This window comes from Streptomyces sp. NPDC048275 (genome assembly GCF_040652275.1).
GTDB lineage: Bacteria > Actinomycetota > Actinomycetes > Streptomycetales > Streptomycetaceae > Streptomyces.
Genome location: NZ_JBEZLR010000039.1, coordinates 1 through 21,228 on the forward strand (window position 1 = coordinate 1; position 21,228 = coordinate 21,228).

General features: G+C 65.1%; 24 protein-coding genes, 1 tRNA gene and 2 pseudogenes. 11 read left to right on the forward strand and 16 right to left on the reverse strand.

What is annotated here, in order from left to right:
• Positions 1–146 (reverse strand): FAD-dependent oxidoreductase (locus tag AB0D57_RS22980; protein ID WP_362076096.1); only part of this gene is annotated, 146 nt, incomplete at its 3' end.
• A 374-nt stretch (positions 147–520) separates the two neighbouring features.
• Here AB0D57_RS22980 and AB0D57_RS22985 point away from each other — a divergent pair.
• A complete protein-coding gene (locus AB0D57_RS22985) occupies positions 521–2,104 on the forward strand; it encodes an alpha/beta hydrolase (RefSeq protein ID WP_362075894.1) in 1,584 nt (527 codons plus the stop codon).
• A 43-nt stretch (positions 2,105–2,147) separates the two neighbouring features.
• Here the strand turns inward: AB0D57_RS22985 and AB0D57_RS22990 are convergent, their stop codons facing one another.
• The 3 genes from AB0D57_RS22990 to AB0D57_RS23000 form a co-directional block, all read right to left on the reverse strand.
• A complete protein-coding gene (locus AB0D57_RS22990; protein WP_362075897.1) occupies positions 2,148–2,711 on the reverse strand; it encodes a hypothetical protein in 564 nt (187 codons plus the stop codon).
• 209 nt (positions 2,712–2,920) lie between these two features.
• The gene (locus AB0D57_RS22995) at positions 2,921–3,217 is read right to left on the reverse strand and encodes a cytochrome P450 (protein ID WP_362075900.1); all 297 of its coding nucleotides are present in this window, start codon (positions 3,215–3,217) and stop codon (positions 2,921–2,923) included.
• Positions 3,147–4,100 (reverse strand): hypothetical protein, encoded by a 954-nt coding sequence (locus tag AB0D57_RS23000; protein ID WP_362075903.1) that lies wholly within the window; start codon positions 4,098–4,100, stop codon positions 3,147–3,149. Before AB0D57_RS23000 ends, AB0D57_RS22995 begins: the two co-directional genes overlap by 71 nt.
• A gap of 269 nt (positions 4,101–4,369) precedes the next feature.
• Here AB0D57_RS23000 and AB0D57_RS23005 point away from each other — a divergent pair, with 269 nt between their 5' ends.
• The 4 genes from AB0D57_RS23005 to AB0D57_RS23020 are packed head-to-tail and all read left to right on the forward strand — an operon-like array spanning position 4,370 to position 7,049.
• The gene (locus AB0D57_RS23005; RefSeq protein ID WP_362075906.1) at positions 4,370–4,498 is read left to right on the forward strand and encodes a lasso RiPP family leader peptide-containing protein; all 129 of its coding nucleotides are present in this window, start codon (positions 4,370–4,372) and stop codon (positions 4,496–4,498) included.
• Positions 4,499–4,513: 15 nt separating this feature from the next.
• Positions 4,514–6,379, forward strand: coding sequence for an asparagine synthase-related protein (locus tag AB0D57_RS23010; protein WP_362075909.1), 1,866 nt, complete (start codon positions 4,514–4,516; stop codon positions 6,377–6,379).
• Positions 6,376–6,633: a lasso peptide biosynthesis PqqD family chaperone gene (locus AB0D57_RS23015; protein ID WP_362075912.1), complete on the forward strand. Its 258-nt coding sequence runs from the start codon at positions 6,376–6,378 to the stop codon at positions 6,631–6,633. Before AB0D57_RS23010 ends, AB0D57_RS23015 begins: the two co-directional genes overlap by 4 nt.
• The gene (locus AB0D57_RS23020; protein ID WP_362075915.1) at positions 6,630–7,049 is read left to right on the forward strand and encodes a lasso peptide biosynthesis B2 protein; all 420 of its coding nucleotides are present in this window, start codon (positions 6,630–6,632) and stop codon (positions 7,047–7,049) included. Before AB0D57_RS23015 ends, AB0D57_RS23020 begins: the two co-directional genes overlap by 4 nt.
• A 51-nt stretch (positions 7,050–7,100) precedes the next feature.
• Here the strand turns inward: AB0D57_RS23020 and AB0D57_RS23025 are convergent, their stop codons facing one another.
• The 5 genes from AB0D57_RS23025 to AB0D57_RS23045 all read right to left on the reverse strand — a co-directional run bounded on the left by AB0D57_RS23025 (position 7,101) and on the right by AB0D57_RS23045 (position 10,042).
• Complete coding sequence (locus AB0D57_RS23025) at positions 7,101–7,298, reverse strand: hypothetical protein (RefSeq protein ID WP_362075918.1); 198 nt, start codon at positions 7,296–7,298, stop codon at positions 7,101–7,103.
• 75 nt (positions 7,299–7,373) lie between these two features.
• Entirely contained in the window at positions 7,374–7,718 is a 345-nt protein-coding gene (locus AB0D57_RS23030) for a hypothetical protein (protein ID WP_362075921.1), read from the reverse strand.
• Between the two features lie 346 nt (positions 7,719–8,064).
• The gene (locus tag AB0D57_RS23035) at positions 8,065–8,667 is read right to left on the reverse strand and encodes a sugar O-acetyltransferase (RefSeq protein WP_362075924.1); all 603 of its coding nucleotides are present in this window, start codon (positions 8,665–8,667) and stop codon (positions 8,065–8,067) included.
• Positions 8,668–8,984: 317 nt separating this feature from the next.
• Entirely contained in the window at positions 8,985–9,197 is a 213-nt protein-coding gene (locus tag AB0D57_RS23040; protein ID WP_362075927.1) for a DUF397 domain-containing protein, read from the reverse strand.
• Complete coding sequence (locus AB0D57_RS23045) at positions 9,197–10,042, reverse strand: helix-turn-helix transcriptional regulator (RefSeq protein ID WP_362075930.1); 846 nt, start codon at positions 10,040–10,042, stop codon at positions 9,197–9,199. The genes AB0D57_RS23040 and AB0D57_RS23045 overlap by 1 nt, the downstream gene beginning before the upstream one ends.
• 213 nt (positions 10,043–10,255) lie before the next feature.
• On the opposite strand from AB0D57_RS23045, the gene AB0D57_RS23050 reads away from it, so the two are divergent.
• Complete coding sequence (locus AB0D57_RS23050) at positions 10,256–10,918, forward strand: ATP-binding protein (protein WP_362075933.1); 663 nt, start codon at positions 10,256–10,258, stop codon at positions 10,916–10,918.
• 3 nt (positions 10,919–10,921) lie between these two features.
• Here AB0D57_RS23050 and AB0D57_RS23055 read toward each other — a convergent pair whose 3' ends face one another.
• Entirely contained in the window at positions 10,922–14,083 is a 3,162-nt protein-coding gene (locus tag AB0D57_RS23055; protein ID WP_362075936.1) for a DUF3427 domain-containing protein, read from the reverse strand.
• A 158-nt stretch (positions 14,084–14,241) separates the two neighbouring features.
• Here AB0D57_RS23055 and AB0D57_RS23060 point away from each other — a divergent pair, with 158 nt between their 5' ends.
• From AB0D57_RS23060 to AB0D57_RS23070, 3 genes are all read left to right on the forward strand, one after another.
• Positions 14,242–14,754 carry a YDG/SRA domain-containing protein gene (locus AB0D57_RS23060; RefSeq protein ID WP_362075939.1) on the forward strand — a complete coding sequence of 171 codons (513 nt, stop codon included), beginning with the start codon at positions 14,242–14,244 and terminating at the stop codon, positions 14,752–14,754.
• A 145-nt stretch (positions 14,755–14,899) separates the two neighbouring features.
• Complete coding sequence (locus AB0D57_RS23065) at positions 14,900–15,508, forward strand: hypothetical protein (protein WP_362075942.1); 609 nt, start codon at positions 14,900–14,902, stop codon at positions 15,506–15,508.
• Positions 15,509–15,543: 35 nt separating this feature from the next.
• Positions 15,544–16,515, forward strand: coding sequence for a DUF262 domain-containing protein (locus AB0D57_RS23070; protein ID WP_362075945.1), 972 nt, complete (start codon positions 15,544–15,546; stop codon positions 16,513–16,515).
• An 11-nt stretch (positions 16,516–16,526) separates the two neighbouring features.
• On the opposite strand, the gene AB0D57_RS23075 is transcribed toward AB0D57_RS23070, so the two are convergent.
• The 5 genes and pseudogenes from AB0D57_RS23075 to AB0D57_RS23095 form a co-directional block, all read right to left on the reverse strand.
• The gene (locus AB0D57_RS23075) at positions 16,527–16,706 is read right to left on the reverse strand and encodes a hypothetical protein (protein ID WP_362076114.1); all 180 of its coding nucleotides are present in this window, start codon (positions 16,704–16,706) and stop codon (positions 16,527–16,529) included.
• Positions 16,707–16,741: 35 nt separating this feature from the next.
• A pseudogene (locus AB0D57_RS23080) lies at positions 16,742–16,891 on the reverse strand (very short patch repair endonuclease); the annotation flags it as partial.
• On the reverse strand, positions 16,888–17,310 hold the full coding sequence (locus tag AB0D57_RS23085; protein ID WP_362076099.1) for a DUF3592 domain-containing protein: 423 nt from the start codon (positions 17,308–17,310) through the stop codon (positions 16,888–16,890). The gene AB0D57_RS23085 and the pseudogene AB0D57_RS23080, both read right to left, overlap by 4 nt.
• Positions 17,306–17,584 (reverse strand): annotated as a pseudogene (locus AB0D57_RS23090) (very short patch repair endonuclease); the annotation flags it as partial. The pseudogene AB0D57_RS23090 and the gene AB0D57_RS23085, both read right to left, overlap by 5 nt.
• A gap of 54 nt (positions 17,585–17,638) precedes the next feature.
• Complete coding sequence (locus AB0D57_RS23095; RefSeq protein ID WP_362075948.1) at positions 17,639–18,043, reverse strand: hypothetical protein; 405 nt, start codon at positions 18,041–18,043, stop codon at positions 17,639–17,641.
• Positions 18,044–18,147: 104 nt separating this feature from the next.
• On the opposite strand from AB0D57_RS23095, the gene AB0D57_RS23100 reads away from it, so the two are divergent.
• Together AB0D57_RS23100 and AB0D57_RS23105 are read left to right on the forward strand one after the other, a co-directional pair.
• Positions 18,148–19,521: a hypothetical protein gene (locus AB0D57_RS23100; protein WP_362075950.1), complete on the forward strand. Its 1,374-nt coding sequence runs from the start codon at positions 18,148–18,150 to the stop codon at positions 19,519–19,521.
• Between the two features lie 77 nt (positions 19,522–19,598).
• Positions 19,599–19,671: transfer RNA gene (locus AB0D57_RS23105), tRNA-Gln, on the forward strand.
• A 333-nt stretch (positions 19,672–20,004) separates the two neighbouring features.
• Here the strand turns inward: AB0D57_RS23105 and AB0D57_RS23110 are convergent.
• Positions 20,005–20,670 carry a hypothetical protein gene (locus AB0D57_RS23110; protein ID WP_362075953.1) on the reverse strand — a complete coding sequence of 222 codons (666 nt, stop codon included), beginning with the start codon at positions 20,668–20,670 and terminating at the stop codon, positions 20,005–20,007.
• Positions 20,671–21,228 lie beyond the last annotated feature (558 nt).

Consider the following 21,228-nt stretch of genomic DNA (forward strand, 5'->3'; position numbering starts at 1 on the left):
AGCTGGTGCAGGCGGATCCGCTCGACGAACTCGGGACGCGGATTGATCACGGTCACCGACACGCCGTCGCGACGGGCCAGCTTGTTGGCCGCCGTCACGCCCCCGTATCCGCCGCCGATCACGACTACCTCGACGTTCCCGTTCATCATGTCTCCCTAGGTCTTATGGACTCGGCATAAAGACACCGGACGCCCCTCCGGCGTAACAGCCCCGCGGATGAGACCTGGCGCACATCGGACGTCGGACGCGGCGGAACCGACACCTCCCCTGATCAGACCTGTGACGCACGCACTCGACGCGGTTCACCCATTCGGCCTACTCGGGCCACCCATTGAGCACAGTCTGTGATGGTCTGATCGCGGGGCGCAGCGCAGTGGATGGCGAGCCCCCGCGACAGGCCCCACCGGGGCTCGGCGGTCGGGAACTGCCCGTAACCGTCCGGGCACCGGGTGACCTCGGGCCCGTCGTGAAGCCTCATCCGGCGGGCCCGGACGCGTGGGCGCACGAGGAAGGCATGGCGATGACCGCTGTACGAGACACTGACCGCACACCCGACGTTGACCGAATACCCAGGCGGAGGCTGCGCAGCCGGGTGGCACTGCTGGGTGCCTGCGGGCTGCTGCTGACCGCCCCCGCCGCCTGGCCCGGAGCAGGCCCCGCCGAGACGCGGCTGGCCAGGATGGACGGCACCGCCACAGACGCGGCCACCCCGCCAGAACTGCGGCGCTACTACCAGCAGAAGCTCCTGTGGGAGCCCTGCCCTGGCTCCCCTTCGTTCCAGTGCACCACCCTGAAGGCGCCGTTGGACTACGCCCATCCGGATGCAGGCGACCTTCTCCTGCGGGCCATCCGGAAGAAGGCCACCGGCAACGGCGCACGGATCGGCTCGCTGTTGTTCAATCCCGGCGGCCCCGGAGCGTCCGCGATCGACTACTTGGTGGGCGGCCAAGCCGACCTCTTCTCCCCGTCCGTGCGAGCCGACTACGACCTGGTCGCGATGGACCCACGCGGCGTGCAGTACAGCACCCCGGTGGACTGCGAGATCAACACGCCCACGACCCCCGCGGGGGTCGGCCGCCACGTGTCGGCCGACTCGGCGGAGATCGCCGCCTATGACGCGGTATACGGGCAGTTCACCAACGCGTGCGCCCGGCACGCCGGGCGGCTGCTTCCTCATGTCGGCACCCTGGATGCGGCCCGGGACATGGACGTGCTTCGTGCGCTTCTGGGCGATGACCGGTTGCACTACGTCGGCTTCTCCTACGGCACCTACCTGGGCGCGACCTACGCCGATCTCTTCCCGTCCCGGGTGGGCCGGATGGTGCTTGACGGTGCCGTCGACCCCACCATCGACGGGTACCGAAACTTCCTGCAGACCGCGGCCGGCTTCCAGGCGGCCTGGGAGTCCTTCGCCACCGACTGCGCCGCCCGCACCGATTGCCCGCTGGGCCACTCCGTCAAGGAGATCAGCCGCAGACTGGACACGCTTCGGCACTCCCTGGACCGCACCCCCCTCCGGCAGGGCAAGGACATCTCCATCGCAGGGGACGACCTCTTCAACGCGGTCACGACGGCGCTGATGGCGCCCGGTTGGGAGCTGCTGCGCGCCGCGCTCCGGGGAGTGCTGACCGGTGACACCATCGCGCTGCAGCAACTCCTCGGCGCCGCAGACGACACCTCCAGCAATGCCACCGACGCATTCGTCGCCATCAGCTGCTTGAGCTCCCCCTTCGCTCCGCGGTTCACCTCCGCGCAGGTCCAGGCGGCGCTGCCGCAGTTCCTGCGCGCCTCGCCCCAGTTCGGCAAGGACTATGCGACCCAACTCATGCAGTGCACCCACTGGCCCGTCCCGCCGACCCAGCCCGCGCATACCCTCACCGCGCCAGGTGCCGCTCCCATCCTGATCGTCGGCACCACTCGCGATCCTGCCACCCCATACCCCTGGGCCAAGGCGCTCGCCCGCCAGCTCTCCTCCAGCCGCCTGCTCACCTACGACGCCGACGGGCACGCCGCTTACCAACGCGGCAGCACCTGCGTCGACACCGCCGTGGACCGCTATCTGGCACAAGGCCAGCTCCCACCCGCCGGCAAGATCTGCACCTGACAGAACCCCACCCGCCCTGCCGGGGCGGCATGCCGCCCCGGCATTAGTGGGACAGGAGTGCGTCGACGGCGTCCAGGAGCCAGTCCAGGGTGGATTGCGCTCCCGTGCCGAAGGCGGCCGCAAGGGCGTAGCCGATCGCCGCGTCCTGTGGCAGCACCTTCCCGCCGCGCTTCCACTCGGCTTCCGCCGAGCCGTCGCCACGCGAGGTCAGTACCCCGATCCGGCGCCTGTCCTTCCGCAGCTTGCTGTCGGCCGGGGAACATGGCACCAGGCGGTAGGCGGCACCGCCGTACGCCACGTCCACGCGGTAGGAGCGGCGCGAGATCCGTCCCCTGGCTGGCGTGATGCGGGCGTCCTCACCGGCCACGGTCAGCACCAGCCGGTCGGCGTCCCGTGTCCCGATGGGGACGTGTTCGTTGACCTTCGCCCCCGCAAGGCGGCGCAGTTCGGCCCGTGGAATCTCCTCCCCTTCGACCGTTAGCGTGCCGTCCTCGGCGTCCAGGCGGATGCGGATCTCTCCGTAGACGGCGTCCTGAGCGGGGCCGGAGGGAGGTCTGGGGGAGGGGACGGGCTCGGGACCGGGGAAGGGGAGGGATGGGTCGTGCATCAGAGGTCAAATCTTTCGGTATTGACGGCTCACAGCCATGGTCGCATGCTGACGAGCACGTCCGCCGTTTTCGGAGTCCGGGGGACGGGGGACGGGCTTAAGCCGACCACCAGCGGCTGGCCGCCTACCTGGACGGTGCCGACGACGACATCACGTCGTCATCTGTGTGTCGCTCGCGCCGGCTCGCCAGAGGACGAACAGTCACCGCTTCAGTGCAGATGTACAGGCAGCGTGGACACGCCGTTCATGAGCCATCCGGGTATACGCGTCAGTTCCTCCGCGGGCACCGCCAGTCGCAGTCGCGGGTATCGCTCGAGCAGAGTGCTGAACACGATACGAGCCTCGACCCGGGCCAGTGGTGCGCCCAGGCAGTAGTGGATGCCGTGGCCGAAGGCGAGATGGCTGTTCGCCTCGCGGGCCTCACCTGGCGTGGCTCTATGTGTTGCCAGGGGTCGGGACAGGGACGGGCTTGAGGCGCTTGCTGGTGCGGGCCTGATGCCGCACATGGAGGCGGAGCAGGGGGAGTGGCTGGAGACGGCGCACGGCAGGGATGCGCGGTGTCGGCCTGTACCGGTTGGCCTTGCCCGCGAGGGGGCGGGGGAGAAAGGCATTGGCGAAGGCCAGCAGTGCGGTGCGCCGGGCCTGGGCCAGGTCGGCGTCCAGATCGCGCAGGATGCGTGCGTACAGGGCCTCTTGTGCTTCAGCAGCACCGTCCACGCCGTGCAGGCGGACCTGGAGTCGGAGGGTGTTGAACGAGTCGTCGGCCACGTCGTCCTCGAAGCTTACGCAGTCGGCAACCACCTCGTCCCGGGCGAAGACATGCCGGGCCAGGTGCAGGAATTCCTCGTTCACGGGGAGGTCGGCAAGGTGGAGGCCGAAGCGGAGCAGCAGTCGGATGTGGGAGGAGCGGCTGTAGCAGGTGGCGTGCAGGGCGTCGGTGTCCACTGGCTCGGTGCCCTGAATGATGCGTGTCTCCTGCAGGGAGTACGCGTCGAGGGTGTCGAGTTCGGCGGTCAGGTCCGGGTCGTCGGCGAGACCGTAGGCGGCCATGACCGCGGTGATGCCGGCACGCCATGTGCTGGCGGGAGGGGGGCCGCCGCGTTGATGGTGTTCGAAGGCGAGGTCGGCGCGGTAGACGAGGGCCTCCAGGTGGTGGAGAGCGGGGCGCAGTACGTTCACGGCGCGGCTGGGGCTGCCGAGACGAATCAGCAGATCGTCGCAGGTCAGGACGATCGGGATGGCTTTGAGGTGGTGGAGCAATGTGATGGCCGTCAGGTCTTCGGCCGGGTCTTGTGCTGTGTCAGGGAGGCTGCGAGCGACGGCGCGAGTTCGTGCGATGGCCTGGGTGATACGGGTTTGGGTGTCGCGAGGGGCGGTGCCGAGCGGCATCAGGGTCTCTCCAGCTTAGGTGCGTGCGGCACCCACCGACCTAGCGGCCGGTAGGTGCCGGATTCGGTGATTCCTGCACCTCATCCCTAGCGGTCGGCAGGGGTGCGGCGGTAGTGCACACAGCGTTCCGGGGCGGCGCGCTGGTGCACGCTCGTTCGCGGTGTACCACCAGGCGCCTGTCACTGTGTGTGTTTAATCATGCTCGCAGGGTGCATAACTGACTCGACGTCTTCATCCGATGCGTCAGATTTGAGTGATAGGAGCACAAAATGGAAGAGCATGAGGCGGCAGTGACGGACTACGTGGCCCCGGAGCTGGTGGAGGTCGGCGACTTCGACGACCTCACGCTCGGCGCTGGCGGCCAAAATCCCGAGAGCTACAACCTCCTCAGCTTCTGACAAGTGGAAAGACCCGTGTCTGCCGAGTCGATGTTCCTGGTCCTGCCCGACGGTGACTGCGCCCGCGCTGCTGCTCGCGCCGTGTGTGCCCTTCCGGGAGTGCGGGTGATTGCTCATGCCTCAGGGCGTCCATGGGTGGTGGGCCGCTGGCAGGCCGACGCCCTAAGGGTGGTCGAGGCCGGGCAGACACGGGTGGTGGTGGCCGGATTCTGCCCGGCCACCACCGGTGAGCTCAAAGAGCTGGCCGCTCGGCTGGGCAAGGCGCCCGACCTGGCCACGCGCTTCCGCGGCCTGGCAGGGAGTGCTCATATGGCGGTCTCGGTCGCGGGCTGCACCGGGGTTCGTGGCACCGCATCGGGGCTACGGGCCGTGTTCCATACCCGGTTCGCCGGTGTCACGGTTGCGTCCGACCGGCCCGACTGGCTCGCCGAGCTGACCGGTGCGGACATCGATGAGGACATCCTCGCCCTGCGCATGCTCGCTTTTGCGGCCCCGTATCCGCTGAGTGAGCGGCCGGCGTGGCGCGGTATTGAGCAGTTGTCCCCGGACCACTGCCTGTATCTGGAGCCCGATGGGGACACACGTACGGCGCGTTGGTGGTCCGCCCCCGAGCCGGTTCTGTCGTTGCGGCAAGGCGCCGTCACGGTGCGGGAGGCGCTGGCGGGGGCGGTGCGCGCCCGGGTCGCCGCCGCCGACGGGACGGTCAGTACCGACCTCTCCGGCGGGATGGATTCCGGTACCGTGACCCATCTTGCCGCGGGCACGGACACCCGGGCGCGCCTACTGACCGTGCGCACACCGCAGCTTGACCCTGGCGGTGACGACGCGCTGTGGGCACAGCGGATCACGCAGCGGCTGCCGGAGGCGGAGCATCTGCTGCTGGAGTACGACCGCTCGCCCACCATGTTCGCCGGCCTGGATACCGGGTCGGCGATCGCCTTGGCCGCGGAGCCGCCGTACTGGGTACGGGCCGGTGCCCGGTTCCAGGATGTGTGTGCCCGGATCACCGCGCACGGCTCCCGCATGCATCTGTGCGGGCACGGCGGAGACGAACTGTTCCATCCCATGCCGGCATACGTACACACCCTGGCCCGCTCCCGGCCATGGACCGCGATCCGTCATGTGCGCGGATGGCGGGCGCTGCGACGCTGGCCGACCGCCGCCACCTGGCGTGGCCTGGCCGACACCCGCACCTTCCCCGAGGACCTGGCCCACGGTGCGAAGCAGTTGCGCGCGCCCCTGCCCTCACCGTTCGAGCCGCGGCTGAGCTGGACGACTCCGCCGCGGATGCCGCGCTGGGCGAGTTGGCAGGCAATGGAGACGGCGCGGAGGATGCTGACCGAGGCGGCGGAGCAGTGTCCCGAGCCGCTGGCCAACGAACGCGGTGGTCACGCCACTTTGCAGTCCGTGCGCCAGTGCGGCGCCATGGTGCGCTACGCCGCGCGGATCATGGCGATACGGGGGGCGTACCTGGAGGCGCCGTACCTCGACGACCAGGTGATCGAGGCAGCGCTCGCGGTACGGCCGCATGAGCGCGGCACGCCTGATCGCTTCAAGCCGCTGCTGGCCGAGGCAATGCAGGGTCTGGTGCCGGCGGACCTGCTGAGCCGGTCCACCAAGGGCGCTTACGACGAGGACACCTTCGACGGCCTGCGTCGCCACCGCACAACGCTGCTGGACCTGTTCGACGGCTCCGAACTGGGCCGACGAGGTCTCGTCGACGACGCGGCCGTACGCACGGCGCTGCGCGCCACCCACCCCACCACCAAGCCACTGATGATGCTGGAACCCACCCTCGCCTGCGAGGTGTGGCTGCGCTCGCTCTCCGCATCCGCGCGATCTCGACCTCGGTCCGTTCCCGCCGCCGAAGGAGCACCGTGACTTTCTCCCTGAAACCCGACGTGACCGAAACCGCCACCGAGCACGGCACCGTGCTGTTCGACCAGCGACGCGGACGCTACTTCCAGCTCAACCCCACCGGCGCGCTCGTCCTGCACACCTTGATGTCCGGAGCGAGCCGGGAGCGCGCCGCCGAGGTGCTGCGCGAGAGCTACGGCATCGACGCCGATCGGGCCCAGGCCGATGTGGCCGTACTGCTGGAGACCCTGCGGAAGAAGAAGCTGGCCACCGAATGAGCACCCCGGCCGCCCTCGAAACACAGGGCCAGCTGCCCGTACGCCGACGCTTGGCCACCCACGTCGCCGTCGCCGTCGCCCGTGTCCTGACCGCTCTGCCACCCCGCCGGATCCGCGCCGCCCTGCGCCTGGCCCGCTTGGGCGCCGTGCCGGCGACCGTCACCCAGGCGCAGGCCGCCCGCGACGCCGTCGTCGCCGTCAGCACCCGCTGCGCGGGGCAGGGCTGTCTGCAACGCTCTCTCGCCACCGCCCTGCTGTGCCGTCTGGGCGGCACCTGGCCCACCTGGTGCACCGGAGTGCGCACCGCACCATTCCGCGCCCATGCCTGGGTGGAGGCCGACGGCGCGCCTGTCGGTGAGAACACACCACCCGGCTACTACACCCCCACCCTCACTGTCCCCCCACGTACCCGGTAAGGGTCATCCGCACCACGGGCACGCGGTTCCCGCCAGCCGAGGCCAGTAACATCATCGCCCGTCGGTAGCTTCCCGGGTCCGCTCCGGGGTCCAGAACTCCGCCACTTCCTGCGCCGAAGGGGTGTCGGTGTCGACGGCGACACCGGGGTTCGCCTTGCTCTGCCCCTGCGCGACGGCGGCGGAGGCCAGCAGGCCGCCCAGGAGGGCGGAGGTACATGCCGCGGTGACGGCTATGCGCTTGAGGTTCATCTCTCTCTTTCAGTCTCATGCGTGCACATGCCACACATGTGCACGCATGTATGCCTCGGTGGTGCTACCGGGCGTCTACCAGCAGCGCAGGTCGTAAAGGACTGTCCAGCCGGAGCACAGGTCGACACCCATGTCGTCGTTCGAGGCGTCGGCATGCTCGGCATACTCCCGCCCCCACGCCACCCTGATCTCCTCGGTGCTCATGGTGGAGGTGTCGGGCAGTTCCTCGCCGTCCTTCGCCAGCAAGTCATCCCACATGCGGATCAGTTCGGCCCGCTCCGCCTGGCGGGCGACATGGACGTCCACGGAGGGGGCGTCGTCCTGGGCGGCGACGGAGAAGCCCACCGCCGACGCGGCGAGTGCGACAGCTGCGGTGGCGATCGTCTTACGGCCGGGTGTCCAGTACCGGTCGTTCCTCATTGCTGCTGCTTCCCCTCCCCGAGCTGCGGCGGCTCAGCGTATCGCCGCCCGGACACACAAGATCAGTTCTGCTGACCCCGGCCGGGAGCCTTCGCCCACAGTGCGCAGCATGATCATCTGTTCCTCACCGATCCCCTCCCGACCGCGCTGTCGACGGGCTCCGACTGTCCAGCCCAAAGAAGCACCGGCCGCCGAACACGCTGCGCCCCGCCGACCCCAGCGTGCGGCAGATGTCGGCAAAGACGCCCGAGTCGCTGCCCGCTGACCGGCCTGGCCCGAGGAGGAAGTCCTCACCTGAGACGCGACCCTTCCGTCTCCCGAGTCACCATCTCGCGAGAGCGCGAGGCTAACGCCCGGCAGTACGTGTGGTGAGATCTTCGTCCGTGATGGGGCGCAGCACACGGCAAGGAGTTCCGACCGCGACGGTCATGGGGGGAATGCTGCGGCTGACGACGCTGCCGGCGCCGATGACCGATCCGTATCCGATACGGACGCCTGGGAGGACGACCACGTTGCTGCCGATCCAAACCTTGTCCTCGATCACGATCGGTTCCGAGAACCGCCCGTAGTCCACGCGCCGCGAGGGATGCACCGGGTGTCCCGTCGTGGTCAGTGTCACGCTGGGCGCGATCAAGACACCGTTGCCTATACGGATGTCCACGTCGTCGACGAACGTGAGGTTCACGTTTCCGAAGAAGTCGTCACCGATGTAGACGTTGCTTCCGAACCCGGCGTGAAACGGCGGCAGCAGCACCGTGCGTTCTCCGACTGATCCGAAGATCGCAACGAGCAGCGATCGACGCCTTTCCGTTTCGCTCGGTGGGGTGTGGTTGTACTCGAAGATCTGCTCTGTGCGGCGTTGAGGAGCTTGGAAGGCTGCTTCCGACTCGGTATAGACAAGCCCCTTACCGATCCGGGCCAGGACTTCTTGCTCATGAGCTTGCGACACAGCAGAACACTCCGTCCATCGAACCCCTCAAGCACAGGCGCGACGCGCTCCCCATCGGCCGCGCGCGTCCAGAGCCTACGTGCACCGCGAAGACACCATGAGCCCTTTCCGACCTCAGGTTGTCGTCCATAAGTGCATCGCCTTCGACGACCCACGCCACGGTGCCGACTTGGCGGCCACCCTGCATGGCTCCGTCTCCGACATCGCACCGCCGCCACACCCATGCCGGGGCACCTGGGCGGTGTTGGCAGCATCCGGGTCAGGGGTTCCTGGGGTCTTCCAAGGCGCTCGCCGTTGGGTGATGTGCGACTCGAACCTCACGTTGATGGTTCGTCTTCCCAAGCTTGTCGGCCCAGTTGGAGCACAAAGCTCTGCCAAGCGACGCGCCCGATTGTGAGGATTGGGTCGTTTGTGGCCTTGGAATCGCGCACGAGGGTGCCCGTGCTCGTTTGTGCGCACTCGACACATTCTGTGCCACTGCCGCCGCTGTAGGAGGACTTGAACCAGTGAGGCGCAGGCGGTATGGGCATCAGGACTCCTTGCTTATGCGGTGGATGAGCGTGGCAGAGGTCTCGAGGTCGAGTGCCTGAGCGCTGAGGTATTCGAACGCCAACCTATAGCGCCCCAACTCCAGTGGCTTCTCCATGAAGAGCCCGCCGCCGAGGATGTCTACGTACACCACGTCCAACTCGGGAGAAGGACCGCGCAAGACGGCGAAGCTGCCAACTGCCGCAGCATGAGCCCCTGTTGAGAACGGGAGCACTTGCGTAGTGACGTGGGGTAGTTCCGAGACGGCCAGAAGATGCTGAAGCTGCTCCTGCATGACCTTGCGTCCGCCGACACTGCGACGAAGTGCCGCCTCGTCGATCACGCACCAGATGTGTGGCGGTTCATCCCGCTGAAGGAGTTCTTGTCGCTTCATGCGGATGTCGACCATGTGTTGCACCTCCCTCTCGGAACACTGCATCTCCGAGGCGCGGTGTACGGCCTCGGCGTAGGCGCGGGTCTGAAGGAGGCCAGGGATGTACATGCAGGCGTAGTGGTCTTCGCGCACCACTTCGTCCTCGAGCGTGAGCATCAGGTTCATGGACTCGGGGATGGGGTCGGCGAGCGACCTCCACCAGCCTTGGATTTTGGCGCCCTTGGCGAGTTCGACGAGCGCGAGACGTTCTTCGTCGGACGCTTCGTACTCGCGGCATAGTGCGTCAATGGCGGGCCACTTGACTGATCCTTCCTTGGTCTCGTAGCGGCTGAGCGTCGCCTTTGAGATGCCAACGCGTGCACCCGCCTCTTCCAGGGTCAAGCCCTTGTGTTCACGGAGGCGGCGCAAATCGGCGCCAAGTTGGCGCCTGCGCGTGGTGGGTCCAACTGCCATGTCCCACACCTTTCGTGTTGATCTCTCAGATCGTGCTGCTTGCCCGAGCGTGACAGCAAGCCAGCGTGCGCCGGGGCGCGCGAATCGTGATCGTGCTCCTGATCGCTCTTCTCATTCGAGAGATGAGAGTTCCATTTTGAGAGTTCCAGTGCAACTCTCAGTATGGAGTCGATTGCAGAGAGCAAGTCGACCTACGAGGAGAGGACTTGAGGCATGGGCTGTGCGGGTTGTGTGCAGAGGAAGCCGTGGGACATCCCCTTCGTAGCGGAACCGAGGGAGGTGTCAGCTCTGCGTCGCATGATGCGGCTCCACCTGGGGCTCTGGGGCCTGCACGAGATCAGTGAGGCGGCGCAACTGTGTGTCACCGAGCTGGTTTCCAACGTCATCACGCACGTGGGTGCCGGTACCCCGACCACGCTCGCCGTTTCCATGAACGGCACCCACCTGCGTATCGAGGTCCAGGACCCCGATACTCGTGCCCTGCCGACCCTCATTCAGGCGGGAGCCGACTCCGAAGGCGGGCGAGGCATGGCTCTCGTCGATGCCACCGCCGACCGCTGGGGTGTCCAACTCCATCCCGATCGAAAGGTCACCTGGTGCGAGCTGGCCACCGGCCTGAACTCGCCCAATGGCCACAGTGGCGGCGCGCCTGTGGCGAGAGCAGGGGCGATGCTAGGTCTCTACGGCGCAGCGAAGCTGTCCGGCGATTTGAGCCCAAGCGCGCTGAGCGTGGCTGTAGCGCAAGAGTCGGCGATCAACGTCATCGCTGACCTCCTCCACTGGCTTCGCGTGCATGGTCTTGATGCCGATGAAGCCCTCGATCGCGCCCAGACGCATTTTGAGGCGGAAGTGGAGCGGACAGGCAATAAGGGGTGAGGTTCAACCGGCAGCAATGGCTGAGTACGTCCACACATCCGCCGGGATTTCGTGCGTCAACTTCCACGTAATCGCCATCGGCTTGCTTCCCTTGTGCTCGACGTATTCAGCCGGGCCGAGCAGCATCCACGGTTGGGCGCTACCGATGTCGGTGCTCTTGTAGCGGCGGACGAACAGCAGCACGTGGCTGCCCTCGGCTGCATGGTGTTGGTAGCGCCGTCCTGTGGCGGACGTGTCCGAGGTCTGGTTCTGTGACTCCCAATGGAAGAGGGTCTCGCTCAATGCGTAGTCGTGGTAGCGGGTCTGGGGAGAGAAGTCCTTCTCATCCTTGTCCAGGGTGATCAGCAAGGCGTCGGTCTTCGCTGACTCGCACCACTTCACGCCTTCGCGGAAGTCGCCCGGCATGAAGCCGCCGATGTACGACTGCCCGAGGGCGGGGAGGATCTCTTCCCTGCTGTAGGAGGCGTGCACGGTCAGTGGGACGCCACTTTGCTCGCCGAAGCCCAGCAGAGGGATCGGGATGTGGTCGGTATGGGCGAGGTTGTACTCAAGCACCTGGCGCAGCTCACTGCGTACGGCGTGCTGATCTCGGAGTGTTGCGAATCCAGCGTCGTAATCCTTGAAGCCTTTGCGGGTGATTCCTCCGGTGGGCCAGAGCTGAAAGAAGAACATCCGGGCGTAGGACTGTCCCTGCTCGTCGAGCTGGCTGTACGAAGGAGCGTCATCCTCCAACATGCGGGCGTACGCCTCGACCCGCAGTGGGTCGTCAACGTGAAGGAAGGCAGGAACGCGCTTGAGGAGAGCGGCTTCGCCCTCTGGAGGCTCGCCCGCGAGTAGCCCGGCACGTCGGAGCAGCCCTGTCCATGAGTTGCCATTGCCGCGATACAGCTCCTTGAGTTCGCGGCCGCTCTCATAGAGATAGGTGCTCAGGCGAGTCTCGGCGTAGGTGGCGACTTCGCGGGCCAGTGCGGTGACGTTGACGCCGATCTGATCCTTGATGTTGTCGATGACAGTCTTCTTGGCCTTCTCCTCAAGGATGATCTGGCAACCAGAGGGAAGTTGTGGGAAGTCATGCTCGATGTTGTCCAGGAGTCGCTTGCGAGTGAGGTTCGTCAAGGCGCGGAACTGATTCTCGAAGCGGAACTCTTTCCGGTGCTGTCCGATGAAGTCGAGTACGGTGAGCACCGCTTTGCTCTCGCTCCGCCGTAGGCCGCGGCCGAGCTGTTGGAGGAACACGGTTGCACTGGACGTAGGACGCAAGAGGAGCAGGGTGTCTACGTCGGGGATGTCGAGTCCCTCGTTGAAGAGGTCCACAGAGAAGATCACTTGCAAGGCGCCGGATTTGAGATCAACGAGGGCTTGCCTGCGCTGTTCGGTCGGGGTCTCACCGGAGAGCGCTAGGGCGTTCAGCCCGGCTGAGCGGAAGTACTCGGCCATGAAGTGAGCATGCGCGACCGAGACGCAGAAGCCCAGCGCCCGCATGATGCCAGGCTCGACGATCTTTTCTTCCACTGCTTTCACGATGAGACGCGCCCGCGCATCATTGCCGGTCAGTACGTTACTCAGGGCGGCTCCGTCGTAGGCGCCACGCTTCCACTCCACCGTGCTCAAGTCGGTGTTGTCGCTGATACCGAAATAGTGGAAGGGGCTGAGGAGTTCGTTCTCCAGGGCCTCCCAGAGGCGCATCTCGGCGGCGATGCGCCCGCCGAAGAACTCGTCCTGGATGCTCCTGCCATCCATGCGCTCGGGTGTTGCGGTCAACCCCAGCAGCTCCACGGGCCGGAAGTGGTCAACTATCTTTCGGTAGGTTGGCGATGTGCCGTGGTGGAACTCGTCGATCACGATCACATCGAAGTGGCCGGCGTCGAGCTGATCCAGCGCCCGAGCATTAAGCGACTGTACGCTGGCAAAGACGTGGGTCCAGCGGTCCGGGATCTCTCCGCTGTGGAGCGACTCGCCGAAGTTTGCGTCTACCAGGACGTCTTGGTAGGTCCGCATCGACTGTTGCAGAATTTCCTTGCGGTGCGCGACGAAGAGCAGTCGCAGATCGCGTCCGTGTTTCTTGCGCAGGTTCTTATAGTCGAGCGCTGCCATTACTGTCTTTCCGGTCCCCGTCGCGGCAACCAGGAGATTCCTGTGCCGGTCATGCACCTCTCGTTCCACTTCCAGCCGCTCGAGCATGTCGCGCTGGTGCGGGTACGGACGTACCTCAAGGCCAGACAGGGTGATCCTGCGGTCCGCGGCTGCGACGGACGACGTCCCGCCCGCAATGGCCAGGGCCTCCTGGAGCCGATTTCCGTCAGTGTCGGGGTCGTACGTCTCGAATGACGGGTCGTTCCAGTACGCGTCGAAGGTCGCATCGAATTTCCGCAGCACGTCAGGCGTGGCGATGGATGACAGCCGGACGTTCCACTCCAAGCCGTCGAGCAACGCGGCCTTGGAGAGGTTGGAGCTACCGACGTAGGCCGTGTCGTACCCACTGTTGCGGCGGAAGAGCCATGCCTTGGCGTGGAGACGAGTCGTCCGTGTCTCGTAGTTGACCTTGACGTCGGCGTTGAACTCTCGTACCAGTCGGTCTAGCGCTCGTCGCTCGGTTGCGCCGATGTAGGTCGTCGTGATGACGCGTATGGGGACGCGTCGTTCATGAGCGGCTCTGAGTGACTGCTCGATGATGCGTAGCCCATGCCACTTGACGAAGGCGCAGAGCAAGTCGACGCGGTCGGCTGTGGCGAGCTCGGCGCGGAGTTCAAAGCCGAGGCTGGGATCTTCTGGGGAGTTGGTGTTCAGAGCCGTATCCGACAGCGGGGTGGCTGGACGGATCGCGAAGACTCCGGGTGCCTCTTGCTTTGTCAACGCAAGGAGTTGGCGAGGCCCTGCGGCCACGAGGTCCACCCACTCCCGCGCTCCGTCGAGGGTGCTGATGGACTCGAGGATGTGATTCGCGGCGTGTACCCGCTCCTCGGTTGGCAGGTCTTGCAGCACGCGCTTCACGGTTCCGGCGACGTGGCGTGCCAGCACGTGAGGAACGGATTCGTCACCTACCGCGTCGCTGATCGGGCGCCAGCCTTGGTCGTCAAGTTCTTTGAGCTGCCGCTCAAAGCGCAGCGTGATGAGCTGCTCGTACAGGCCTGCGACAGGTTGTGACAGGTCCGTTGGCTCGGTCACGCTGGCTCCCTTGATCGCTCAGACAGCTGGGTCATGTGTAACAGAGGCTGCTGACACCGGGTACGGAGGGGCCGACCCAGGAAGCTCCATGCGCCATTATCGGTCAATTCTGAATACGGGTTTGACATGAGTGATCGACTTCGCACCAGTATGGACGCGTGGAAATCAAACGAGTCATCGGTCATATCGAGGGCATCGCTCCAGGGGCGGTCTTCCATCGGCGGATAGACGTGCTGCGAGCCAAGCTGCACCGAACCAACCAGAGCGGCATCTCTTGGCTCATAGACGAGGACGGCAGCAAGGTAGGGGACGCCATCGTGCTGCACGGCGGGTACGAGGATGACGAGGACCATGGAACGTGGGTGAGATACACGGGTGCCTCGCCCGGCAGGGATAAGAGCGGGGACGGGAAGCTTCTGCGTAGCCAGTCATGGACGTACGAGGACAATGCAGCTCTCAAGCTTAGCTACGAACGTAAATATCCCATTCGCGTCATCCGTGGCTATAAAGGGGATCCGCGGTACTCGCTCTCAAATGACTACAAGTACGACGGCCTGTACGAAATCACGGCAATCCGTACAGCGCCATCGAGGTCGGTGGCGTCAGACGGCTCGCAAATCAAGATTTGCCAGTTCGACCTGAAGTGCCTGCCCGACTCATTTCAGGGGTAGACCTCGTAGAGCCCATCGCGCAGACACGTTGGAAGAACCACTGGGCTTGAATTAGGGGTCGTGCGTGGGCAACGGGCTTGTGTAATCTTTTTGTGATTTTCCTCTATCTGTATTACTCCGCGACCATAGGGCGATAGAAGAGACTGTGCTCGAAGACGAACAAGAGAAGGCCATCGAGCTATCGATGGAGGCCTTCAAAACGGGTTTGATCCGCCATGCAAAGCCTTTGTCGGTGGTGCGCGAGTTCATTACTCATGGTCCTTGTGTCGTAATCAGTCAAGAGCAGCATGCTGAGCTCAGGGAGCGGGTTGGCGCTGAACTTGGCATACATCCCAACCGCGACGTGTATACCGTCGGGTCGGCCAAGCTTGGTTTCAGCATTAAGCCCGCGCGCCGCTACGGACATTTTAATGACCACTCTGACATTGATGTAGCTGTAGTGTCTCCCGAACTGTATAGTCAGATATGGCGTGAAGTGAGGGAATTTGTTGCGTCGAAAGAGCCTTGGTCTGCAAGTAAGATGGACGAATTCAAAAAAGAGCACTTGGCTGGTCGCATAAGTCCTAAGAACATCCACAAGGCCTCACCCCTAATCCCTACTGTGACTCGACTGTGGGAGGTAGGTCGACAGCTTCAGTTGGATCGGGTGGCAGGCCCCTATAAAGTCACGTTCGCAGTCTGGTACGACATGGACGCCCTTGAGGGCTACCAGTCAAATGCGGTCACCGAATGTAGGAAGATTGGGGCTCTGTGAAAACTACGGCGACAAACAAGAAGGTTCGTGAGCTCATGACGATGCTCACTAACGAAATTCTCGTCGCGCAGCCTGAATTCCAGCGGCGGCTCGTATGGACGAACCGCCACAAGCAGTTGTTCATTGAGACTGTGCTTGATGGAATGCCTTTTCCGGAAATTTTCTTCTGTGACGGGTCTGTCGACCTCAATACAGGAGCAGGGACGACTCTACTTGTAGACGGTCAGCAACGCGTGACGACTCTGTATCAATATTTCACCGGATCAGATCAGTTCAAGCCGGGGGACATTAGGCCGTATGTGGACCTAGAACCAGCGGAGAAGGCCGCTTTCCTCAATTACGACGTGGTGGTGAGGGACCTTGGCTCACTAAGCATGGAGCAGGTTCGCGAGGTGTTTCGACGCATGAATTCGACAAACTATAGCCTCAACGCAATGGAGGTGAATAACGCTCGATTCGATGGTGCATTGAAGAAGGCTGCCGAAGGTATGAGTAGCTGGAAGGTCTTCGAGGATCATCGCGTATTTACTGCAGTCGATATTCGACGGATGGGTGATGTGCGATGGTGTCTCGATGTGATCATTACTGTAATGTCAGGTTACTTTAGCCGAAGCGATAGCCACGAGGAATACCTCGAACGTTACAATGATGAATTCTCTGAAGGGGGAGAAGTCGAGGCTAAGCTAAACGATTGTTTGGTGCTCTTGTCTGGCCTGAATCTGGACAGTAAAAGTAGAGCATGGCAAAAGAACGATCTCTTCACCCTGGCTGTTGAAATCTATCAACTTGGGGCAAAGAATCTCCTTGACTCGGATGGTCTTGCCGCGGCCTTGAGGGAATTTTTTACCGACGTGGAGGCCGTCACTGCCGGAGGGTCTCCGGAGAAATACCCCAAGGCTATCCAGTATCGCGATGATGTAATCTCTGGAACTAATGAAAGGGCCCGTCGCGTTCGTCGTGGTGAGGTGATACGAAACATCATCTCGCCGTTCTTCGCGGGTTCGTGAATGGCCACTGGTCACCCGATGTCGCGATGCGTGCCGTCGTCGCTGATCTGGAGTTCGTTCGCCCACTCCTCCAGGACGCGCGCCTCGTCGGGTCGGAGGTGACCGGCGCCGCCGGGGACTGGTCGATGGTGCCGGTACGTGTCCATCGGCGGCTGGCGCCGCTTGTCGTACGCCGAGTGGGGCGTCGGCATCGACGTGCGGGACAGCGCGCGACGGCTGGTTCGGGCCAGAAGCAACCGTCCAAGAAGATCGCGATCTTCGCCTTGCCGAAAACGATGTCGATCGTGCGACGAGGCATACCGGGTACCGGCACGTTCGCTCGCTACCGAAGCCCCGTGCTGTGTAGGAGGCGCCGGACCGCGATTCCAGGGCTCACATCAGCGCCCCCACCGCCAACCCCACCCCGAACAAACAGAGCAGCACCCCGTTCACCACGTACGTCCCGGGGTTGAACGTCTGCTGCGTGCGCACCACGACCACCCGGCGTGGGTCCTCCGGGTCGTACCGTGCCACCACCTCGTAGCCCACCCGTAGAGCGTGCAGATCCGCGTTGAGTGGAGCCCGGCGATAGGTCTGGTTCCTCGGACCCGCCTGGTAGCGGATCTGGGGAGGGTGAAAGGTCGGGCCCTCGTGGCGCGGTCCGCGGACGACCTCGCCCTGCGTGCGGGAGCCCCGTACACCGAGCAGCCGTACGCCCTTGTACTCACGGAGGCCACGGCGGGTGACGCGGAGGCCGTAGGCCAGCCACCCTGCGGCGAAGAGGAAGGCGAACGTCAGCCATGGCTGGGAGCAGATGCTCCGTCGTCTCCCGGTCGCGGGCATGTTCCGATCCAGCTTGGTGCGCCACCAGTCCGCGTTGGCCTTCGGCTGAGTGGCGTGCTGAGGGCAGCCGTGCCAGAAGCAGCCGTCGATGAGGACCGCGACCTTGGCCCGGGGGGAACGCCACGTCGATTCGCCGTCGAGGCATGCCCGGCACGGGGTACTCCACGCGATAACGCATCCCGGCCGCGTGCAGCAGCCGTCGCACGGCCAGTTCCACAGTCGTGTTTTTGCTCGCCTGCCTGCTCATGCGGGCCGAGACGCCGGGAGAGGAAGGCGTCACAATGTTCACTGTCGTCGAGCCTCACGAACGCACGTCGTCACGGTCGATTATCGCCGCTTCCGCCCTGGTCGAGTCGATCGCACGGAACCGCACCAAGTGACGGTCGCCCTGAGCCGTCGACGGCGGGGCGACGAAGGCGAAGGCCATGACGAGGTCACGCGGATCGACCGATCCGTCGGACAGGATCCGGGGTTCCGATTCCACCACGGGACAGAGCACCAGCGCACCCCGACGCGGACGGACGTTCTGCTCGACGGCCGTGTTTCCGGTCAGGTTCGGGGCCCCCGCCAGGCGCTGCGCCGCCGCGACGTGCTTGGGGTCACGGATCGCGCCGAACACAGGCCCGCGACGCCGCTTACGGTGGGCGAGGGAGAAGGGGCCGTGCCCCAGGATGCGCGCCTCGTTTCGGCGGGCGGACGTCTGCATCGGAGCGATCACGAACCAGGCGTCGATCGTGCCCGGTTCTCGTCCGGCATCCAGCAGGAGATAAGCAGTGGAGACCCGGTCGTGGTGATGACAAGGTGAGACTCATGCCGTCGCCCACATCCGAACAACTCCTCCGTGAACTGCACGCCTCGCTCACACTGCGCAAGCGTCCGGAAGATGTGGCCCGGCTCATCCAGGATCTGTACGCCGCCCAGGGCACTGACCTCGATACAGCGACCGAGGCGGCGCTCGCCAAGGCTGCTGAGCACTCGCTGCGCAACCTCTGGCACGGCTATACCTCCATGCGGGAGGAGTTCGCCCGTCCGGTTGGCGCACAGCGCCAGCTTGCCCGAGCGGCAGACCTGTTCATGAGCGTGCCGGACCTTCCGGACAACGCCGGAGATGATCCAGCCCAGATCGAGGTGCTGATCCGGCGAGCGGGTGAGGAGATCGGCCGCTCGTACGGGCAGAACGACTTCGGCATGGACCGCCTCAACCGGACCGAGCGCACGGCGACGGGCCTCGGGGAGATTTCCAAACGCCAGTACAACAAGCGTTTCCGACTACTGCGCCGGATGGAAGCCAAACTGGCCCGGCTCATCCACGAGCAGCGCCGACGCGAAGTGGCCATCACGGGCAAAGGTGCCCTCGCCCACGTCCTGCCGTACGAGCTGTTCGCCACAGACCCGGACACGGCAGCCTTCATCGCCTACATCACGGCCCGCGGCTACATGCGCAGCGTCTTCACCAACGGTCGGCAGCGTCAGGTCTACGACGAGGTCGCCGAGGCCCTGTTCCAGCGCCTGAGGAATCTCCCCGAGCGGGCCTGCTGGTACGCGGTCGCGCATGTGCACCCCACGCCTGAAGTGCTGGCCCATGTGTCCGACCAGGACCTCACCCAGCTGCTGGTTCGGTGGAACGGATTCCTGCGCCAGGTCGCCGGCCTACTGGAGGACGCCTGGAACCGGCATCCGCTGGAACGCGACACGATGATCGTGCGCCGTGGCAACGACTCGTCGACGTGGAACCAGGCCGCACAGGCATGGAACACGGCCCGGGCCCACTGGTTCGCGCTGCTGACCGAGCTGGGGCAGGACGAGATCCTGGACCGGATTTGCCCTGGCAAGGTGCCCCGCCTGATGGCGGCCGACGTGGCGTACTGGCACCGCATGAGCGGCGGCGGGCTGCACCCGGACACCTACGTCTGGGCAGACCTTCCTCTGCCCTGGGAAGTACTCCGGGGTGAGAAGGAATGCCCACGCTCGCTCGTCGAAGCAGCTTGCGCCCGGCATCGGTTGGACCCGATAGCTGGCGCCTGGACTGCTCCCAGGGCAGCGGTTGAGGCCGTCGCCTTCCGGCGGACACCCGAGCTGGTACACGGAGTCGCCGTCGCCGACCCGCTCATGGCCAGCGCTCTCCGTTCGGCAGGAGTCTTCTCCGGCAAGGGAAAGCGTGCTGCCGCTCAGGAGTGGACGTGACCGGCGGCAATCCCCGCGTGTGTCCGCCCTGCAAATCAGTTGACCCACACAGCGGCCCAAGCAATGATCACGGTGGCGACGAGGAAGCTCTGCGGAGGAGCGCCCGGCTCTGATCCCGGGTGGACGCAGGTTCGAATCCTGCCCTCGTCGCCTCTCCGCATACTTCCCAGAACACATCCCCGGCGCCCTGTGGCAACAGTGGCTCCAGGGTGCATCTCACATGCAGGACACCACGGACCCCGCCACCTACCTGAGCCTCATTCGCCGGCTTTGTGCCTTCGTTGAAGAGTGCGCCGACGCGAGTTGACGGCAACACTCGCCTGATCAAGTCTGCTCCTCTCCCCAACGGCCCCCGCATAGAGTGCCGTTGAAGCTGGCAGCAGGCCCTTCATCGCCGATGTCGTATGTTGCATCGAATGCAATATGGCTCATGTGGGACACGAGCGAAAGCGGCCGCAGCAGGGAGGGCAGCCGCACGAGAACTCAGTCGTCGTTTCTGGTGTTCTCGCTCGGCAGGAACGTCTGGCGTGCCCAGAGGCTCAGCAGCGCCGTCCCACCGACCAACAGCGGCACTGGGTCACGGGCAGGAGGAGCCAACACATATCCCAGCGCCGTGACCGTGCAGACCGTCAGGGGAATGAATGCCGCTGCACCCTCTATCCTCCATCGCAACGTCGGCTGAGCAGTGCCCAGGACGCTTGCCGCGCCGGGCAACCAAGGGCCGACAGCGACCACGAGCAGGCCCGCGGTATTGCAGGTGTCGACCAGCTGACAGGACATCGCCTCGGGGCTGTGCGGGCCGACCGTCCACAGCCGCAGGGTGTCGCCGATCAGCATGAGGGACAGCCCGACGATCCCGACCCACAAGGTGACTCTCTGGTCGCTCCGTACGAGACGGCGCAGGGCGAACAGAAAACTGAGGAACATGACCTCCGCGGTCCAGAGGACACCGACCATCCCCGTTCCCAGCCGCCAGCCGTCACTGGCCCCCCGCAGCAGTACCCATCCCGTCATGAACACGGCCCCGGCTGTGACGACCCCGTCAAGCACGCGCTGCAGCAACACATGCCGGCCTTTGCCGACATCGGCCGCGACCACCAGACCGGCCATCCCCAGGCCAACCGCCAGCGTCACCCCGGTGACCACCACCGAACCGAGCAGCGATCGCTCGTCTCGTCCCGAACCCGGAGGGTGAGCCGACAGCACGCTGACGGCCCCCCGGTACACACCCCCGGCTACCGCCGAACCCCCCAACAGCAGCAGACGCGTCCGCACCCGTCCGCTCGCCCCCCACGCACGGAGCACCAGGGAGGCCGCCAACGCCCAGCAACCGGTGGACGGCGCAAAAGCCACCATCCGCGCCGCCACGCTCCCGGCCACCCACGGCCCGCTGAAAGTCAGCGCTGTTCCCACGAGACAGGCCACGCCCACCGCGCCCCAAGCCCACGCCCCGGTCCGATGGCAGCGGCCCGCCCGGACCCTGAGCACGTCCGGCGACTTCCCCAACCCCGACATCAGGTGCGCCTTTCCACCGGTCCCCCGCTCGCAGGGCCTTTCCTGCAGCCCTCGGATCCATGCAGAGACCGTAGAAGGCTCGCCACCTGCCCCGAACTGAACAATCGGCTCATTCACTCGTACTGCGTAAGGGAGGAGAGATCACCGGCCCTCGGCTCTGCGCGGCCATCACCCATAGCCGCGCCACCACCT

Excerpts from the sequence above, each read along its gene's own strand:
- AB0D57_RS22985 (WP_362075894.1), top strand. The coding sequence starts at position 521 with ATGACCGCTGTACGAGACACTGACCGCACACCCGACGTTGACCGAATA.
- AB0D57_RS22990 (WP_362075897.1), bottom strand. The coding sequence starts at position 2,711 with ATGCACGACCCATCCCTCCCCTTCCCCGGTCCCGAGCCCGTCCCCTCC.
- AB0D57_RS22995 (WP_362075900.1), bottom strand. The coding sequence starts at position 3,217 with ATGTGCGGCATCAGGCCCGCACCAGCAAGCGCCTCAAGCCCGTCCCTG.
- AB0D57_RS23000 (WP_362075903.1), bottom strand. The coding sequence starts at position 4,100 with ATGCCGCTCGGCACCGCCCCTCGCGACACCCAAACCCGTATCACCCAG.
- AB0D57_RS23005 (WP_362075906.1), top strand. The coding sequence starts at position 4,370 with ATGGAAGAGCATGAGGCGGCAGTGACGGACTACGTGGCCCCGGAGCTG.
- AB0D57_RS23020 (WP_362075915.1), top strand. The coding sequence starts at position 6,630 with ATGAGCACCCCGGCCGCCCTCGAAACACAGGGCCAGCTGCCCGTACGC.
- AB0D57_RS23025 (WP_362075918.1), bottom strand. The coding sequence starts at position 7,298 with ATGAACCTCAAGCGCATAGCCGTCACCGCGGCATGTACCTCCGCCCTC.
- AB0D57_RS23030 (WP_362075921.1), bottom strand. The coding sequence starts at position 7,718 with ATGAGGAACGACCGGTACTGGACACCCGGCCGTAAGACGATCGCCACC.
- AB0D57_RS23040 (WP_362075927.1), bottom strand. The coding sequence starts at position 9,197 with ATGCCCATACCGCCTGCGCCTCACTGGTTCAAGTCCTCCTACAGCGGC.
- AB0D57_RS23045 (WP_362075930.1), bottom strand. The coding sequence starts at position 10,042 with ATGGCAGTTGGACCCACCACGCGCAGGCGCCAACTTGGCGCCGATTTG.
- AB0D57_RS23050 (WP_362075933.1), top strand. The coding sequence starts at position 10,256 with ATGGGCTGTGCGGGTTGTGTGCAGAGGAAGCCGTGGGACATCCCCTTC.
- AB0D57_RS23070 (WP_362075945.1), top strand. The coding sequence starts at position 15,544 with ATGACGATGCTCACTAACGAAATTCTCGTCGCGCAGCCTGAATTCCAG.
- AB0D57_RS23075 (WP_362076114.1), bottom strand. The coding sequence starts at position 16,706 with ATGCCGACGCCCCACTCGGCGTACGACAAGCGGCGCCAGCCGCCGATG.
- AB0D57_RS23095 (WP_362075948.1), bottom strand. The coding sequence starts at position 18,043 with ATGCAGACGTCCGCCCGCCGAAACGAGGCGCGCATCCTGGGGCACGGC.
- AB0D57_RS23100 (WP_362075950.1), top strand. The coding sequence starts at position 18,148 with ATGCCGTCGCCCACATCCGAACAACTCCTCCGTGAACTGCACGCCTCG.